We start from the raw sequence: 13,707 nt of genomic DNA, 5'->3' as shown, positions 1-13,707 counted from the left end.
AACCCGGCCGGAAGATGTTGCTCAGGCAGGGAGGATGGTGGCAGAGTCAGTAGAAATCTATAACAGTCAGCGGCCACATCTGTCGCTGAAATACAAAACGCCTGATGCAGTGCATCAGGCGTTTTAATGGCATAACGTGTCAACCTATGCCAGGACTAGTCACTTTATTCGCTGCGCTGGCGCATTACCCCTTCCTGAACGGTTGAGGCCACCAGCACACCCTGCTGATTGTAGAACTCGCCACGGACAAAACCGCGTGCCCCAGAAGCTGAGGTACTGACCACGCTGTAGAGCAGCCATTCAGTGAAGTCGAACGGGCGATGGAACCACATAGAGTGGTCGATCGTGGCGACCTGCATATCCGGCTCTAAAAAGCCTTTACCGTGCGGCTGCAGCGCGACCGGCAGGAAGTTGAGGTCAGACGCATAGCCGAGCAGGTACTGATGGATACGCAGGTCATCGGGCAGGGGGCCGGTGGCACGGATCCAGACCTGACGCTCCGGTTTATCCACATGTCCACGAAGCGGGTTATGGATCTGCACCGGGCGAATCTCCAGCGGACGTTCAGCAATGAATTTTTCACGTAACTTTTCTGGCAGCAGATGCGCCATTTTTTGCGCCATCGCCTGTTCGGTTAACAGGTTCTCCGGTCCCGCCACCTGCGGCATCGGGTTCTGATGCTCAAATCCGCTTTCCGGTGACTGAAAAGAGGCCGTCATATAAAAAATCGGCTGACCATTCTGAATGGCGCTGACCCTGCGTGCGCTGAAACTTTTGCCATCACGCAGCGTTTCAACATCATAGATAATCGCTTTCTGGCTATCGCCGGGCCGCAAAAAATAGCTGTGAAATGAATGAATAATGCGATCTTCCGCGACGGTTTGCTTTGCGGCATAGAGTGCCTGACCTACCACCTGACCGCCAAACACCTGGCGCAGCCCCAGATCTTCGCTCTGGCCGCGATATAAACCCTCTTCCAGTTTTTCCAGATTCAATAAATTCAGCAGATTTTGCAGTGCCTGACTCATGGCGCATTCCTCAATATAGTGACCCGCTCAGTGTGAAAGATCGGACCAGTTGACGTCAATCAGACTTTCCGCTTTGCCTGTGCCAGGCAAAATTTCATTTTTGTGCCAGTATTAAGCACATACGGCGAGTGAAGCGCTGTAAGCAGGATTCGCTGCCGACAATCATTTTGATCAAATGGAGACGACATCAATGAAACTCAGGCATGTGTTCAGTGGGGTAGTTATTGCGGTTGCTGTTGCGGGATGTGCCGACAAGAGTAAACCAGTGCCAACACCAACGCTGGGTTCTGCAGTTGCAGGACAGACGGCCGCAATTGCGCAGCCAAACGTAAGTGGCTCGGTCTTTATCCGCCAGCGCATTGCGCTGCCACCGGATGCGGTATTAACCGTTACGCTTTCCGATGCCTCTGTATCCGACGCCCCATCAAAAGTGCTGTCGCAGCGCGTGGTGCATACTGAAGGCAAACAGGCACCGTTCCAGTTTGTATTACCGTTTAACCCGGCCGACATTCAGCCCAACGCGCGCATTCTGTTAAGCGCAGCCATCTCCATCGACGGCAAGCTGGCCTTTGTTACTGAAGGCGTGAAGCCGGTTATCAACCAGGGCGGCACCAAAGCTGAACTGCTGCTGGTACCGGTACCGTCAGTAGCGATGCCAACCCAGCCGGGCGCAGCGACGACGGTTCCGTCGACTTCACCCACTCAGGTGACGCCATCTGCTGCGGTTCCTGCCCCAACCCGTATTTAATTTATCGGGGCGACGTTGTCGCCCCTTCATCCTGCCTGAAATTGCCAGCGACAGGTCGCAAGATCGAGTTGCCCGTCATCACTGACCTCTATACCTTCCGCTTCCAGTGCATCCCGCTGCCGCATCAGACGGTCGCCCTGTAGTGAAATGTTGCCGTGACGATTGACAACGCGGTGCCAGGGGAGGGTAGTGCCTTCGGGTAACCGGCTCAGCACGCCGCCCACCTGACGTGCCGCGCGCGGGGAACCCGCCAGTCGCGCCACGTCGCCATAGGTCGCGACGTGCCCATAGGGAATGGCGGCAACAATTTGCCAGATGCGTTGCTGGAAAGAGTCAGGCTGATCCATGTGCTTATTTCGTCTGCTTTTTTCATCAGGAATAGGGTTTAACTTTAGCATGGAGAGGGTGAGGAGACAGTATCAGCACGGCGGTTGTTCAAGAAAACAACGGTTGTCCCGACTACGCTTGCAATTGCCACCTCCTTCCCAGATAATGCCCCCGCTCTCGTAAAGAGGGCTTGTCAATGGGGGCCCTGTTGGTTCTCCCGCAATGCTAGCTTGTGAACTCGGTCAGATCCGGAAGGAAGCAGCCGCAGCAGGTGACGCGTGTGCCGGGATGTAGCTGGCAGGGCCCCCACCATTTTCTCCTTCCCACTATCTCTTCTCCATAAACTGCAGACAGGCAAAACCCGCCCGGGCCGATCCTTTGCCGGCAGGCAGGAATATCTGGTACTAAGAAGAGATTAACCGTAGCAGCAAGTCAGATTAACGGACAAATTTCCATACTGAACCTGGGACTTTATCGTAGAGCTTGTTCATCGTCAGTTCAGCCAGACGATGGTCAGCTGCAGAGTAAAATACCGCTAATTCATCCTCGGGTAATTCATACTTATTTTTTTCAATGACCCTTTCCAGGGTATCCAGAGAGCGGCAACGCCGCAGTCGCATCAAATAATCAGTTTTAGTCAGGGTTTTGTTCATAAATAAACCGTTCTCATGTCTGTACTATAATGAATGGCTTGGTTGCTGCAGAAAAGCGCACTCTTCAGTGAACAGATTAAATAAGCGTTTTGCTGAACGTTGCCACCGTTGAAGATCCGGACTATTGATACCATAGTTGCTGAATAGCATAAAAGTATCATCAAGATATTCATCGATTTGCGAAATCAGCGCTTCATCTTCAACGTGCTTAATTTTGTAATTCATGGTGAAAGAGGCAATGTGTTCGATCAAATCGTTAAGCTGCAGATTGCTTTCAGAAGTGGGGTCATTCACCCAGCCGTGATGGCTGTCGGTTAATGTTGCCATGCTGTCGTCAAACAGGCTCTCACACAGATATTTAAGCTGGGCAATATCATGCCGTTTCGGTGAGTATTCGTCCATCTTTTTCCCCTCCATAGCTAGCACAGTTGCCGCAGGGCGGCGATATTGGATAACGCGGCCAGGAAGCGATTATTCGGGCAGTTATTAAACGGGATACCTTAAAGATAGTGTAAAACCATTAGTTCTGCTCACCTCCATTACTAAATATTACAATTCATCGCCAGGGGAGGGCTGCTGATTGTCGATCACATCAAACTCAAGTGCTCCGGGCTTAATGTGAAAGTTTACCTGCTCAGACTGCGTTACGGTTTCATTTAGATCCAGACAGGGACTAAATAAATTCCAGTCAAAATCGTAAAGTAATTTAAAACTATTCATATCCAGGTATTCAACCGAAACCATTTTTAAACTGCCCGGAACTAACTGTGCGTTCTGTGAGTACCAGCGTAAATCTCCCACCAGCAAATCTGTTATTTTGAGAATATTCCGCTGAACAATCTCTGCTATTTTTGCGCAGTCTGATTCGCCCTGGGCAATATCACATTCAATACGTGACAGCATATCCGATCCACTAATAACCGTTGATAAACCTATCATTGGTTTTCTGCAACTGCTTTGCAAGCCAGCAGAGCACAAAACTGTCAGAATCTGCGCGTCAGCAGGCGACTGTACCTGCAAGCATCCTGCCGTAAGTCCCGTTGCTGTTTATCTTTTGATACACAATCCAGCGTTTCCCTGACGGGAATATCCGGTATCTTGTTTGTTATGTTATAACATATTGGTGAAGCGATGCGTCAGAGTGGATTACTTATGTCATTGGGGGGGCGGCTAAGTGTAGCCGTGCTATTCATCGCGCTGCTTGCCGTAGCTATAAAATGGGGGATCAGCGCATGATCCGGTTCAATACGCTTCGTGCTGGCTATCAGGGACAGAGCGTGACCCCGCCGGTTACCGGGCAGCTTGCAGCTGGCTCAATGACAGCCTTAGTCGGTGCTAACGGCAGTGGCAAATCAACCCTGCTGAAAACCATTGCGGGTTTGTTGCCACCGATAACCGGACATTGTGAATTGCAGATTCCGCGTCGGGAAATCGGCTGGATGCCGCAGCGTACAGAACTTGAAACCCGTTTTCCCCTGACCGTATTTGAACTGGTCTCAATAGGCTGCTGGCCTCGCTGCGGCTGGTTTGGCGGTGTTAACCGGATATTACGCCGGGAAATCTGGCAGGCGCTGGAGGCCGTTCAGATGGGGGATTATGCAGATGCGCAGCCCGCGACTTTATCAGGCGGACAACTTCAGCGCGTATTGTTTGCACGGCTGATGTTGCAGCGCAGCCAGCTCTGGCTGCTGGATGAGCCTTTCAACGGCATTGACAGCAAGACCGTGACATTACTGATGTCGATCCTTGAGCAACAACAGCAGGCCGGCACAACCCTGCTGGTGGTGCTGCACGATCGTCCGCTGGTGGCGCGCTACTTCAGTAACGTGATGTCGATGGATGACAGTGAGGTCAGCTGCATCAGCCAGCCTGCTATCCCTTTGCGGAGTTGTGCGCCGTGACCCTGATGCAGCCTTTTATTGAGTTTGGTTTTATGCGTCGCGCGCTGGTGGCCTGCTTTGCACTGGCGGTCAGCGCTACGCCACTCGGCGTATTCCTTTCGCTGCGCCGGATGAGCCTGATTGGTGATGCCTTATCACATGCAGTGCTGCCCGGTGCCGCTATTGGCTATCTGATTTCCGGCCTGTCACTGGTTGCGATGGGGATCGGTGGCCTGATCGCCGGTTTAGCCGTGGCGCTGCTTTCTGGTGCGGTCAGTCGCTATACGCCCCTGAAAGAGGATGCCAGTTTTGCCGGGTTCTATCTTGGCTCCCTGGCGCTGGGCGTCACGCTGGTTTCACTGCGCGGCTCAAGCGTGGATCTGCTGCACGTTCTGTTTGGCTCGCTGCTGGCGGTGGATAACGCCGCGCTGCTGCTGGTCGGCGGCATCGCTGCCTTCACGCTGATTCTGCTGGCGATCATCTATCGACCGCTGGTCATCGACGCATTTGACGGTGACTTTCTGCGGGCGCAGGGGAAATGGAGCGCGCCACTGGTGCATGGTCTGTTTTTAATGCTGGTGGTGCTGAATCTGGTCGCGGGCTTTCAGGTGCTGGGCACGCTGATGTCGGTAGGACTGATGATGCTGCCTGCCGCCAGCGCCCGTTTCTGGAGCCGTCATCTTGCCGTAATGCTGGTGGTTGCCATTTTCATGGCAATGATCTCAGCGCTGGCGGGACTGATGCTCTCCTGGCACTTTTCATTACCGGCTGGCCCCGCTGTGGTGCTGAGCGCCGCCATGCTGTTTTTTCTCTCCATTCTTGCAGGGCCGTGCGGCGGGATTTTGCGCCGCCATTAATCTTAAGGGGTATCTATGAAGAAATTACCGGTTAGCCTGGCGCTCGCGGCGCTGTTTGCCACGCCTTTTGCGATGGCAAAAACGGTGGATGTGGTGGCCAGCTTTACCGTGCTGGCAGACATCGTTAAGCAGGTCGGCGGCGACCATGTCAACGTGAAAAGCCTGGTGGGGCCGAATGGCGATCCTCATACGTTTGAACCCACGCCACAGGACAGTCAGGCACTGGCGAAGGCCGATCTGGTTTTTGTCAGTGGACTGGGACTGGAAGGGTGGATGGATCGGCTGGTCAGCGCCTCCGGATATCGCGGCCAGCCCGTTGTGGCCTCGGCGGGCGTCACCACCCGCAGCATGGAGGAGGAGGGCAAAACCGTTACCGATCCTCACGCCTGGAACAGCATGCAGAACGGCGTTATCTATGCCACTAACGTAATGAATGCGCTGGTCAAAGCCGATCCTGAAGATGCCGCGGCCATTCGTCAGCGTGGTCAGAATTACATTCAACAACTGGAGGCGCTGGATAGCTGGGCAAAAACAGCCTTTGATGCTGTGCCTGTCGACAAGCGGAAAGTGCTGACCAGCCATGATGCGTTTGGTTACTTTGGACAGCGCTATGGCGTGACGTTTCTTGCGCCGGTAGGGTTCTCTACTGAAGCGGAAGCGAGTGCCAGTGACGTGGGTAGCTTAATCAACCAATTAAAGCAGCAGCATATCAATCGCTATTTCATCGAGAACCAGACTGACCCGCGCCTGGTAAAACAGATTGCCAGCGCCACCGGAGCCGAGCCGGGTGGGGAACTCTATCCGGAAGCGTTATCCACGGCCTCTGGTCCGGCAGCCACTTATCAGGCGGCCTTTAGACATAACGTGAATACCATGCTGAAGAGCATGCGCTAAGCATAAAAAAGGCCGGGCAAGCCCGGCCAGTCATCACGACACACACTAGCGTTTTTTCTTTCTTCCCTGTACGGCTTTAAAGCGTGGATTTGTTTTACAGATCACGTAAATCCGTCCCTTGCGGCGCACTACTCTGCAATCCCGATGACGATTTTTTGCTGAGCGCAGCGAACTCAAAACCTGCATGAATCTTTTCCTTATTTACGGCCCAGAAAGCGCCCAAAACGCTGATTAAAGCGCGCGGTGCTGCCCTCTTTGGCGAAATCTTTCTGTTTGCCGGTATAGAAAACGTGTGAGGCCGACGACACATCCAGCGTGACGTAGGGCAGCGTTTCACCTTCAAACTCTACGGTGCGATCGGTTTTGATGGTCGAACCGATTTTGAAATAAACGTCAGCTGATGTGTCATGGAAGACCACGTGACGATAGTGAGGATGGATATTTGCTTTCATAATGCCTGCCTATGTAATGTTATAATATAACATTATTATGCGCCGCACTGACCAGGATTGCAACGGGCAGTAAGTCAGTAAAAATGAAGAGTGAATAAATGAGAAGGACAGAATCGCAGGCATAAAAAAAGGCCGCGCAAGCGGCCTCAGATAATTTATAGCTTAGTGAGTCTGGTCAGCCTCAACCGGATGACTTTTGGATGATTCGTCTTTTTTCTTGCCAAAGCGGCGGCGCACCACCACAAAGAACACAGGAACGAAGAAGATCGCCAGTATAGTCGCGGTGACCATGCCCCCGATAACGCCAGTACCTACGGCGTTTTGCGAACCGGAACCGGCACCGGTACTGATCGCCAGTGGCAGTACCCCGAGAATAAACGCCAGCGACGTCATCAGGATAGGACGCAGACGCATACGACAAGCTTCCAGCGCTGCTTCAAACAGCCCTTTACCCTCTTTATCCATCAAATCCTTGGCAAATTCGACGATAAGGATGGCGTTCTTGGTCGAGAGGCCGATGGTTGTCAGTAACCCCACCACGAAGTAGACGTCATTACTCAGGCCACGCAGCGTGGTAAAGATCAGCGCACCGATGACCCCGAGTGGAACAACCAGCATGACCGAGAAGGGAATCGACCAGCTCTCGTACAGTGCAGCAAGACACAGGAAGACGACAATCAGCGAGATGGCATAGAGCGCAGGTGCCTGGTTGCCTGACAGACGTTCCTGATAGGACATGCCAGTCCAGTCATAGCCGATGCCCGCAGGCAGCTTCGCCGCCAGCTCTTCCATCAGGTCCATTGCTGCACCGGAGCTTTTGCCTGGTGCGGCCTGTCCCAGAATTTCCATCGCAGGCAGACCGTTGTAACGTTCAAGACGCGGTGAACCATATTGCCACTTCGCTGACGAGAAGGCCGAGAAGGGCACCATAGTTCCACTGCTGTTACGCACATACCATTTACCAATGTCGTCCGGCAGCATACGGGAGTCCGCATTACCCATGACGTAAACTTTCTTCACACGACCACGGTCGATAAAGTCGTTTACGTAGGAGCCGCCCCAGGAGGCTGCCAGCGTGGTATTGATATCACTCAGTGATACGCCCAGCGCCTGCGCTTTTTCCTGGTCGATAGTCAGTTTGTACTGCGGGGTGTCTTCCATCCCGTTAGGGCGAACACCCACCAGCGTATCAGGATGCTGCGCAATCATACCGAACAGCTGATTACGTGCTTCCGTCAGCTTATCGTGGCCGAGGTTGTTCTGATCGATCAGCTCAAAGTCAAAGCCGGTCGCGTTACCCAGCTCGATAATTGCTGGCAGGTTGAAGGGAATAACCATCGCATCTTTGATCGCGCCCAGCGCCTGCATGGCACGGCCAGCAATCGCCGGAACTTTCATATCGCTACCGGCACGCTCATCCCATGGCTTAAGGCTGACAAAGGCGATACCGGTGTTCTGTCCACGACCGGCAAAGCCGAAGCCGTTAACGGTGAACACCGATTTAACCGTATCTTTCTCCTGCGTCAGGAAGTAATCCGTCACCTGATCCAGCACTTTCTGGGTACGTTCCTGAGTAGCACCCGCTGGCAGCTGTGCCTGAGCGAGCAGCAGACCCTGATCCTCTTCCGGTAAGAATGAAGAGGGCAGTCGCATAAACAGAAATGCCATTCCGACCACGATCAGCAGGTAGATCACCATATAGCGACCCGTACTGCGGATCATGTGACCGACGCTGTCGACATAGTGGTGGGTGCTTTTGTCGAACATGCGGTTGAACCAGCCGAAGAAACCGGTGGTTTTGCCGTGCTCGCCTTTTTTGACCGGCTTCAGCATAGTGGCACAGAGTGCCGGCGTCAGAATAAAGGCGACCAGCACCGACAGCGCCATCGCTGAAACGATAGTGATTGAGAACTGACGATAAATAACGCCAGTCGAACCACCAAAGAACGCCATCGGAATAAATACGGCAGCAAGCACCAGCGCGATACCGACCAGCGCGCCCTGAATCTGCTCCATGGAACGCTTGGTGGCTTCTTTTGGCGGCAATCCTTCTTCCGCCATGACGCGCTCGACGTTCTCGACTACCACGATGGCATCATCCACCAGCAAGCCGATGGCCAGCACCATCCCGAACATCGTCAGGGTATTTATCGAATAACCAAACGCGCTGATAACGGCAAACGTACCCAGCAATACCACGGGCACGGCGATGGTAGGAATCAGCGTGGCGCGGAAGTTTTGCAGGAACAGGTACATGACCAGGAACACCAGCACAATGGCTTCGATCAGCGTTTTCACTACTTCGAAAATCGAGATCTTAACGAACGGTGTGGTGTCATACGGATAGACCACTTTTAACCCGGCCGGGAACGTTGGCTGCAATTTGGCCAGTTCGGCTTTTACTGCATTAGCGGTATCCAGCGCATTCGCACCGGTGGCCAGCTTGATACCAATACCGGATGCAGGCTTGCCGTTATAACGGGCAATAATTTCGTAGTTTTCTGCGCCGAGCTCAATTCTGGCCACATCACGCAGACGAACCTGAGAACCATCCTCGTTCACTTTGAGCAGAATTTTACCGAACTCATCCGTTGAGGTCAGACGGGTTTGGGCAATGATTGAGGCGTTAAGCTGCTGGCCCGGAACCGGAGGCGTACCACCCAACTGACCGGCAGCGACCTGGGTGTTCTGAGTATTCAGCGCGCTGATCACATCGACCGGTGTCAGGTTGTAGTTGTTCAGCTTGTGCGGATCCATCCAGATACGCATCGCGTACTGCGCACCGAATACCTGGGTATCACCCACGCCTTTGGTACGGCTGATAGGATCTTTGATGGACGATGAAATGAAATCAGAAATATCATTCTGCGTCATATTGTCATCGTCGCTGATGAAGCCCGCAACCATCAGGAAGCTGCTGGAGGATTTTTTAACCTGAATCCCCTGTTGCTGCACTTCCTGCGGCAGCAGCGGCGTCGCCAGCTGCAGTTTGTTCTGCACCTGAACCTGCGCGATGTCCGCATCTGTTCCTGACTCAAAGGAAATAGTCAGGGTCAGCGTACCGGATGAGTCGCTGCTCGAGGACATATACATCAGTCCATCGATACCGTTCATGTTCTGCTCAATGACCTGCGTCACCGAGTCCTGCAGCGTTTTTGCATCCGCACCAGGGTAGGTCGCCTGAATCTCAATCGCCGGCGGCGCAACATTGGGATATTGCTCGATCGGAAGTTTGAGAATCGATAGCGCACCGACCAGCATGATGATGATGGCGAGCACCCACGCAAAGATGGGGCGATCGATAAAGAACTTAGCCATGAATCAACGGCTCCTGTTATGACGATGACTTGTCAGACTGCGGCTTTGAATCGGGTGCCGCTTTCGCATCGTCTGAGACTTCTTGTGGAGTAACCTGTGCGCCCGGCTTGGCACGCTGCAGACCAGTGCTGATCACACGTTCGCCTGCTTTAACGCCGTCGGTCACTAACCACTTGTCACCGATCGCCTGAGAGGTGGTGACCTGACGTGATTCGACTTTGTTATCTGCACCCACGACCATTACGGTTGCCTGACCCGTTGGCGTGCGGGTGACTGCCTGTTGCGGCACCAGCAATGCATTCGGGTTGATCCCCTCATCCAGACGCGCACGAACAAACATGCCCGGTAACAGCGTGTGGTTCGGGTTCGGAACAATGGCGCGCAGGGTGATGGAGCCGGTGGTTTCATCAACGGTCACGTCAGAGAACTCCAGCGTACCGGTCTGTGCATAGCTGCTGCCATTCTGCATCAGCAGCGTCACTTTGGCTTTTCCATCGTTCTGCTTCAGCTGACCCGATTCCAGTTCTGAACGTAAGCGCATGAAATCTTCGCTCGACTGGGTCACGTCGACATACATGGGATCAAGCTGTTGCACAGTAGCCAGCGCAGTGGTTTGTGCGCTTTGGACCAGAGCACCTTCGGTAACAGAGGATTTACCGATGCGGCCACTGATAGGCGAGGTCACTTTGGTGTAGGCCAGGTTAATACGGGCCGTTTCAACATTGGCTTTTGCTACCTGCACGGCAGCATCGTTTTGCGCGGCAGTGGCAACGGCGGTGTCGTAATCCTGCTGACTGATATATTTAGTGCCGAGCAGCGGTTTATAGCGCTTGACGGTCAGCTGAGCGATGCGAGCATTCGCCTGCGCCTGGGTTAAATCCCCTTTCGCGCTGTCGTAAGCGGCCTGATAGGTCGCGGGGTCGATCTGATAAAGAGACTGACCTGCTTTGACATCACTGCCTTCAACGAAATTACGCTTCAGAATGATACCGGAAACCTGCGGACGGACTTCAGCCACACGATAGGCTGAGGTACGGCCTGGTAGTTCAGTCGAAATTTTCAGGGGTTCAGTTTTCAGGGTCACGACACCCACAGCTGGCGGTTGCTGGGCGGCTTGTTCGGATTTATTGTTGTCACATCCTGTTAACAAAAAGCTGCCTGATAGCATCAGGACGGCCGCCAGAGGCGATAATCCTCTGATTTTATTCATAAATAAACCTCTAGTGTCCGATATCAATTGGTCAATGGATCACAAACTGAAAAACCCATTGCTGTGTCAAGTCGCAGGTCGTGCTATGGTACATACATTCACAAATGTATGTAAACTTACCTGTTTGTAAAAAAAGCCCCCTATGGCACGAAAAACCAAAGCGCAAGCACTTGAAACGCGGCATCAAATTCTTGATGCCGCCCTTGTTCTGTTTTCGCAACAGGGCGTCTCAGCCACGTCTCTGGCCGATATTGCCACCGCTGCCAGTGTCACGCGCGGGGCAATCTACTGGCACTTCAAAAACAAAGCCGATCTCTTACATGAAATATGGCTTCGTTGTGATGCCGGTCTGGACGATGTGGAACTTGAGTATCAGACAAAATACCCTGGCGATCCACTCTCAGTGTTGCGCGCAATGCTGGTCTATATCTTTGAAGCGACAGCAAAGGATCCTCAGCGCCGCGCCTTAATGGAGATCATTTTCCATAAATGCGAATTTGTTGGCGAAATGGCGGCGATGAAGAGTATGCAGCAGAGCCTGTTGCTGGAGTGCTACGACAAAATCGAAGATGTCCTGCGTCAGTGCATTGAAGCCGGACAACTTCCAGGCAGTCTCAGTACGCGTCAGGCCGCACTTATCCTGCGTGGTTACGTTAATGGCATGATGGAAAGCTGGCTGTTTGCGCCCGAAAGTTTTGACTTAGCCGCTGACGCGCCAACGCTGGTCAATGCCTTTATTGATATGTTGCGTCTTAGTCCGACGCTGACTGCTCAGCGCTAAGCAGGTTGCCCATCGCGCTTGTTCTCGAAATCGCGCTGCACCATGGCCAGAGCTGAGAGCACCGTTTCAACGGGCAGTTGATGCTCTTCCAGAAGCTGAATCAGATCCACTGCCAGTTTGACGTCGTCAGGGGCGTTTTCCAGTGACATCTTTTCTCCTAAATACGTAAGCGGGCGGCGACCAGCAGCATCAACACTGTGCCGAGAATGGCCATACCCAGCGCGCCAGCATGCAACGTTGCCAGCGAGCCCAGTTCAAAATAGGTGGCGATATAGCCGCCAATCAGTGCGCCGATTATCGACAGCGTCAGGGTCGCCATCAGGCCGCCGGGTCGTCCCGGCATCAGCAGACGCTTCAGCAATCCCAGTAGCAGCCCGCATAGCAGCCAGCTCAGTAAGCCCATTTTTCGTCTCCGCGCTGAATTACACCCAGTATAGAAGCGCTTTTGTCACGCTGCGCTTTATTCGGCGTTTTCACTGCCGCGCAATGACGAGGCCCACTCAACTGAGCGAATCGCCTGTCGACAGCGTGCCAGTCGTCCCTCTAACGTTTCCAGATCCTGCTTAAGCTGATGCTGCACCGCCAGGGTTTCAGCGAGCGCCAGCCGCTGCTCACGCTGGTCGATCATCGCCAGTAAACGCCGTTCAAATTCACGGTACTCCTGATATCTGGTCGCGCGTGGGTTCTTTACTGGATGTTCGCGTCGGGTACGCAACTGTTGGGTGCTCGCCTCGCGTTGCAGGGCGGCAATCTGATCGACCAGGCGTTCAGCCAGCCAGGCACTGCGGGCCAGGTCATGGCTACTGTCGCACAACCGGGCGAAGTTCTGCTCCACCTCCTGCAGATAATCCGCCAGTCGCGTGCCTTTGGTCTGAAATAGCTGCGTATCAAAACGTGGCAGACGGCAAACGCCATCGGGATGGCGTGCAATCTCCTGACGCAGGGCGACAAGGAGCTGGTGCAGCCGCTGTTGTACAGCGATCGCACTCATCGTCTGGCCCTGAGTTGTGCTAACGTACGCGGATGAGGAAAGAGCTGGGCGAGATTCATGCAACGCATTCTGTTAATAACCCTCGGCTGGCTGGCCATTGTGCTGGGGACGCTGGGCATTGTATTACCTTTATTACCCACCACGCCATTCATGCTGCTGGCGGCCTGGTGTTTTGCCCGTTCATCGCCGCGTTTCCATCACTGGCTGCTGTGGAAATCGCCGTTTGGCCGCTATCTGCGTCACTGGCAACAGCATCGCGCCATGCCGCCGGGTGCTAAAGTGCGCGCTATCTGCCTGATTGTCGCCACCTTTAGTCTCTCACTTTTTCTGGTGCATCAGCTCTGGGTTCGCATCATGCTGTTGATCATGCTGGCGGCGCTGCTGCTGTTTATGTGGCGTATTCCGGTGGTGGCAGAAACAGCGGACGCACCGCCGCCGCCGCGATAAAGTTGCATTTAGCCGGTCATTTGCTTAGATTTGGGCGTCTTCGTGCGTGGCTTCCCTTTGTGAATTGACTTCCGCTGAGCCTTTTACCAGGTATTAGCGCTTTTGAAGCTGCGCGAAACAG

At 53.6% G+C, this 13,707-nt stretch carries 19 protein-coding genes and 1 other RNA gene; 8 read left to right on the top strand and 12 right to left on the bottom strand.

Features of this window, described 5'->3' with window-relative positions; all coding sequences use genetic code 11:
- Positions 1 to 127 (top strand): integrase core domain-containing protein (locus F3I44_RS19760; protein WP_150019289.1); only part of this gene is annotated, 127 nt, incomplete at its 5' end.
- Between the two features lie 37 nt (positions 128 to 164).
- Here F3I44_RS19760 and tesB read toward each other — a convergent pair.
- On the bottom strand, positions 165 to 1,028 hold the full coding sequence (tesB, locus tag F3I44_RS19755; RefSeq protein WP_013357007.1) for an acyl-CoA thioesterase II: 864 nt from the start codon (positions 1,026 to 1,028) through the stop codon (positions 165 to 167).
- A gap of 190 nt (positions 1,029 to 1,218) precedes the next feature.
- Here tesB and F3I44_RS19750 point away from each other — a divergent pair, with 190 nt between their 5' ends.
- Positions 1,219 to 1,776, top strand: a complete 558-nt coding sequence (locus F3I44_RS19750; RefSeq protein WP_150019564.1) for a YbaY family lipoprotein — start codon at positions 1,219 to 1,221, stop codon at positions 1,774 to 1,776.
- Positions 1,777 to 1,802: 26 nt separating this feature from the next.
- Here the strand turns inward: F3I44_RS19750 and F3I44_RS19745 are convergent, their stop codons facing one another.
- On the bottom strand, positions 1,803 to 2,123 hold the full coding sequence (locus tag F3I44_RS19745; RefSeq protein WP_150019563.1) for an MGMT family protein: 321 nt from the start codon (positions 2,121 to 2,123) through the stop codon (positions 1,803 to 1,805).
- A 186-nt stretch (positions 2,124 to 2,309) separates the two neighbouring features.
- Here F3I44_RS19745 and ffs point away from each other — a divergent pair.
- Positions 2,310 to 2,406: signal recognition particle sRNA small type (gene ffs, locus F3I44_RS19740), an RNA gene on the top strand.
- A 134-nt stretch (positions 2,407 to 2,540) separates the two neighbouring features.
- Here ffs and F3I44_RS19735 read toward each other — a convergent pair.
- From F3I44_RS19735 to F3I44_RS19725, 3 genes are all read right to left on the bottom strand, one after another.
- Positions 2,541 to 2,756: an HHA domain-containing protein gene (locus F3I44_RS19735; protein ID WP_003850458.1), complete on the bottom strand. Its 216-nt coding sequence runs from the start codon at positions 2,754 to 2,756 to the stop codon at positions 2,541 to 2,543.
- A gap of 24 nt (positions 2,757 to 2,780) precedes the next feature.
- Positions 2,781 to 3,158: an Hha toxicity modulator TomB gene (tomB, locus tag F3I44_RS19730; protein WP_013357010.1), complete on the bottom strand. Its 378-nt coding sequence runs from the start codon at positions 3,156 to 3,158 to the stop codon at positions 2,781 to 2,783.
- 147 nt (positions 3,159 to 3,305) lie between these two features.
- On the bottom strand, positions 3,306 to 3,659 hold the full coding sequence (locus F3I44_RS19725) for a hypothetical protein (protein WP_150015579.1): 354 nt from the start codon (positions 3,657 to 3,659) through the stop codon (positions 3,306 to 3,308).
- Between the two features lie 329 nt (positions 3,660 to 3,988).
- On the opposite strand from F3I44_RS19725, the gene F3I44_RS19720 reads away from it, so the two are divergent.
- The 3 genes from F3I44_RS19720 to F3I44_RS19710 are packed head-to-tail and all read left to right on the top strand — an operon-like array spanning position 3,989 to position 6,387.
- A complete protein-coding gene (locus F3I44_RS19720) occupies positions 3,989 to 4,657 on the top strand; it encodes a metal ABC transporter ATP-binding protein (RefSeq protein ID WP_150015578.1) in 669 nt (222 codons plus the stop codon).
- Positions 4,654 to 5,493: a metal ABC transporter permease gene (locus F3I44_RS19715; protein ID WP_150015577.1), complete on the top strand. Its 840-nt coding sequence runs from the start codon at positions 4,654 to 4,656 to the stop codon at positions 5,491 to 5,493. The genes F3I44_RS19720 and F3I44_RS19715 overlap by 4 nt, the downstream gene beginning before the upstream one ends.
- 15 nt (positions 5,494 to 5,508) lie before the next feature.
- Complete coding sequence (locus F3I44_RS19710; protein WP_150015576.1) at positions 5,509 to 6,387, top strand: metal ABC transporter substrate-binding protein; 879 nt, start codon at positions 5,509 to 5,511, stop codon at positions 6,385 to 6,387.
- Between the two features lie 45 nt (positions 6,388 to 6,432).
- On the opposite strand, the gene ykgO is transcribed toward F3I44_RS19710, so the two are convergent.
- The 4 genes from ykgO to F3I44_RS19690 form a co-directional block, all read right to left on the bottom strand.
- Positions 6,433 to 6,573, bottom strand: coding sequence for a type B 50S ribosomal protein L36 (gene ykgO / locus F3I44_RS19705; RefSeq protein ID WP_009091664.1), 141 nt, complete (start codon positions 6,571 to 6,573; stop codon positions 6,433 to 6,435).
- Between the two features lie 11 nt (positions 6,574 to 6,584).
- Positions 6,585 to 6,839 carry a type B 50S ribosomal protein L31 gene (locus F3I44_RS19700; RefSeq protein ID WP_033782196.1) on the bottom strand — a complete coding sequence of 85 codons (255 nt, stop codon included), beginning with the start codon at positions 6,837 to 6,839 and terminating at the stop codon, positions 6,585 to 6,587.
- A gap of 162 nt (positions 6,840 to 7,001) precedes the next feature.
- On the bottom strand, positions 7,002 to 10,157 hold the full coding sequence (locus tag F3I44_RS19695) for an efflux RND transporter permease subunit (RefSeq protein WP_150015575.1): 3,156 nt from the start codon (positions 10,155 to 10,157) through the stop codon (positions 7,002 to 7,004).
- Positions 10,158 to 10,173: 16 nt separating this feature from the next.
- Positions 10,174 to 11,367: an efflux RND transporter periplasmic adaptor subunit gene (locus tag F3I44_RS19690; protein ID WP_150015574.1), complete on the bottom strand. Its 1,194-nt coding sequence runs from the start codon at positions 11,365 to 11,367 to the stop codon at positions 10,174 to 10,176.
- A gap of 142 nt (positions 11,368 to 11,509) precedes the next feature.
- Here F3I44_RS19690 and acrR point away from each other — a divergent pair, with 142 nt between their 5' ends.
- Complete coding sequence (gene acrR, locus F3I44_RS19685; RefSeq protein ID WP_150015573.1) at positions 11,510 to 12,148, top strand: multidrug efflux transporter transcriptional repressor AcrR; 639 nt, start codon at positions 11,510 to 11,512, stop codon at positions 12,146 to 12,148.
- On the opposite strand, the gene rsmS is transcribed toward acrR, so the two are convergent.
- Genes rsmS through priC form a run of 3 tightly spaced genes read right to left on the bottom strand, consistent with a single transcriptional unit; the run spans position 12,145 to position 13,139 of the window.
- The gene (rsmS, locus tag F3I44_RS19680; protein WP_013357018.1) at positions 12,145 to 12,297 is read right to left on the bottom strand and encodes a pleiotropic regulatory protein RsmS; all 153 of its coding nucleotides are present in this window, start codon (positions 12,295 to 12,297) and stop codon (positions 12,145 to 12,147) included. The genes acrR and rsmS overlap by 4 nt on opposite strands.
- 8 nt (positions 12,298 to 12,305) lie before the next feature.
- On the bottom strand, positions 12,306 to 12,551 hold the full coding sequence (locus tag F3I44_RS19675; protein ID WP_150015572.1) for a hypothetical protein: 246 nt from the start codon (positions 12,549 to 12,551) through the stop codon (positions 12,306 to 12,308).
- A gap of 57 nt (positions 12,552 to 12,608) precedes the next feature.
- Positions 12,609 to 13,139: a primosomal replication protein PriC gene (priC, locus tag F3I44_RS19670; protein WP_150015571.1), complete on the bottom strand. Its 531-nt coding sequence runs from the start codon at positions 13,137 to 13,139 to the stop codon at positions 12,609 to 12,611.
- Positions 13,140 to 13,196: 57 nt separating this feature from the next.
- Here priC and F3I44_RS19665 point away from each other — a divergent pair, with 57 nt between their 5' ends.
- Complete coding sequence (locus F3I44_RS19665) at positions 13,197 to 13,586, top strand: DUF454 family protein (RefSeq protein WP_150015570.1); 390 nt, start codon at positions 13,197 to 13,199, stop codon at positions 13,584 to 13,586.
- The last annotated feature ends 121 nt before the right edge of the window (positions 13,587 to 13,707 follow it).

Origin of the sequence: Pantoea sp. F_5, assembly GCF_008631595.1 — a bacterium.
Lineage (GTDB): Bacteria > Pseudomonadota > Gammaproteobacteria > Enterobacterales > Enterobacteriaceae > Pantoea > Pantoea gossypiicola.
The sequence above is the reverse complement of the archived record's forward strand: the minus strand, read 5'-3'. Positions and strand labels throughout refer to the sequence as shown.

Bases quoted from the DNA above. Each gene is read 5' to 3' on its own strand.
- tesB (WP_013357007.1), bottom strand. From the start codon at position 1,028: ATGAGTCAGGCACTGCAAAATCTGCTGAATTTATTGAATCTGGAAAAA.
- F3I44_RS19750 (WP_150019564.1), top strand. From the start codon at position 1,219: ATGAAACTCAGGCATGTGTTCAGTGGGGTAGTTATTGCGGTTGCTGTT.
- F3I44_RS19745 (WP_150019563.1), bottom strand. From the start codon at position 2,123: ATGGATCAGCCTGACTCTTTCCAGCAACGCATCTGGCAAATTGTTGCC.
- F3I44_RS19735 (WP_003850458.1), bottom strand. From the start codon at position 2,756: ATGAACAAAACCCTGACTAAAACTGATTATTTGATGCGACTGCGGCGT.
- tomB (WP_013357010.1), bottom strand. From the start codon at position 3,158: ATGGACGAATACTCACCGAAACGGCATGATATTGCCCAGCTTAAATAT.
- F3I44_RS19725 (WP_150015579.1), bottom strand. From the start codon at position 3,659: ATGCTGTCACGTATTGAATGTGATATTGCCCAGGGCGAATCAGACTGC.
- F3I44_RS19720 (WP_150015578.1), top strand. From the start codon at position 3,989: ATGATCCGGTTCAATACGCTTCGTGCTGGCTATCAGGGACAGAGCGTG.
- F3I44_RS19710 (WP_150015576.1), top strand. From the start codon at position 5,509: ATGAAGAAATTACCGGTTAGCCTGGCGCTCGCGGCGCTGTTTGCCACG.
- ykgO (WP_009091664.1), bottom strand. From the start codon at position 6,573: ATGCAGGTTTTGAGTTCGCTGCGCTCAGCAAAAAATCGTCATCGGGAT.
- F3I44_RS19700 (WP_033782196.1), bottom strand. From the start codon at position 6,839: ATGAAAGCAAATATCCATCCTCACTATCGTCACGTGGTCTTCCATGAC.
- F3I44_RS19695 (WP_150015575.1), bottom strand. From the start codon at position 10,157: ATGGCTAAGTTCTTTATCGATCGCCCCATCTTTGCGTGGGTGCTCGCC.
- F3I44_RS19690 (WP_150015574.1), bottom strand. From the start codon at position 11,367: ATGAATAAAATCAGAGGATTATCGCCTCTGGCGGCCGTCCTGATGCTA.
- acrR (WP_150015573.1), top strand. From the start codon at position 11,510: ATGGCACGAAAAACCAAAGCGCAAGCACTTGAAACGCGGCATCAAATT.
- rsmS (WP_013357018.1), bottom strand. From the start codon at position 12,297: ATGTCACTGGAAAACGCCCCTGACGACGTCAAACTGGCAGTGGATCTG.
- F3I44_RS19675 (WP_150015572.1), bottom strand. From the start codon at position 12,551: ATGGGCTTACTGAGCTGGCTGCTATGCGGGCTGCTACTGGGATTGCTG.
- priC (WP_150015571.1), bottom strand. From the start codon at position 13,139: ATGAGTGCGATCGCTGTACAACAGCGGCTGCACCAGCTCCTTGTCGCC.
- F3I44_RS19665 (WP_150015570.1), top strand. From the start codon at position 13,197: ATGCAACGCATTCTGTTAATAACCCTCGGCTGGCTGGCCATTGTGCTG.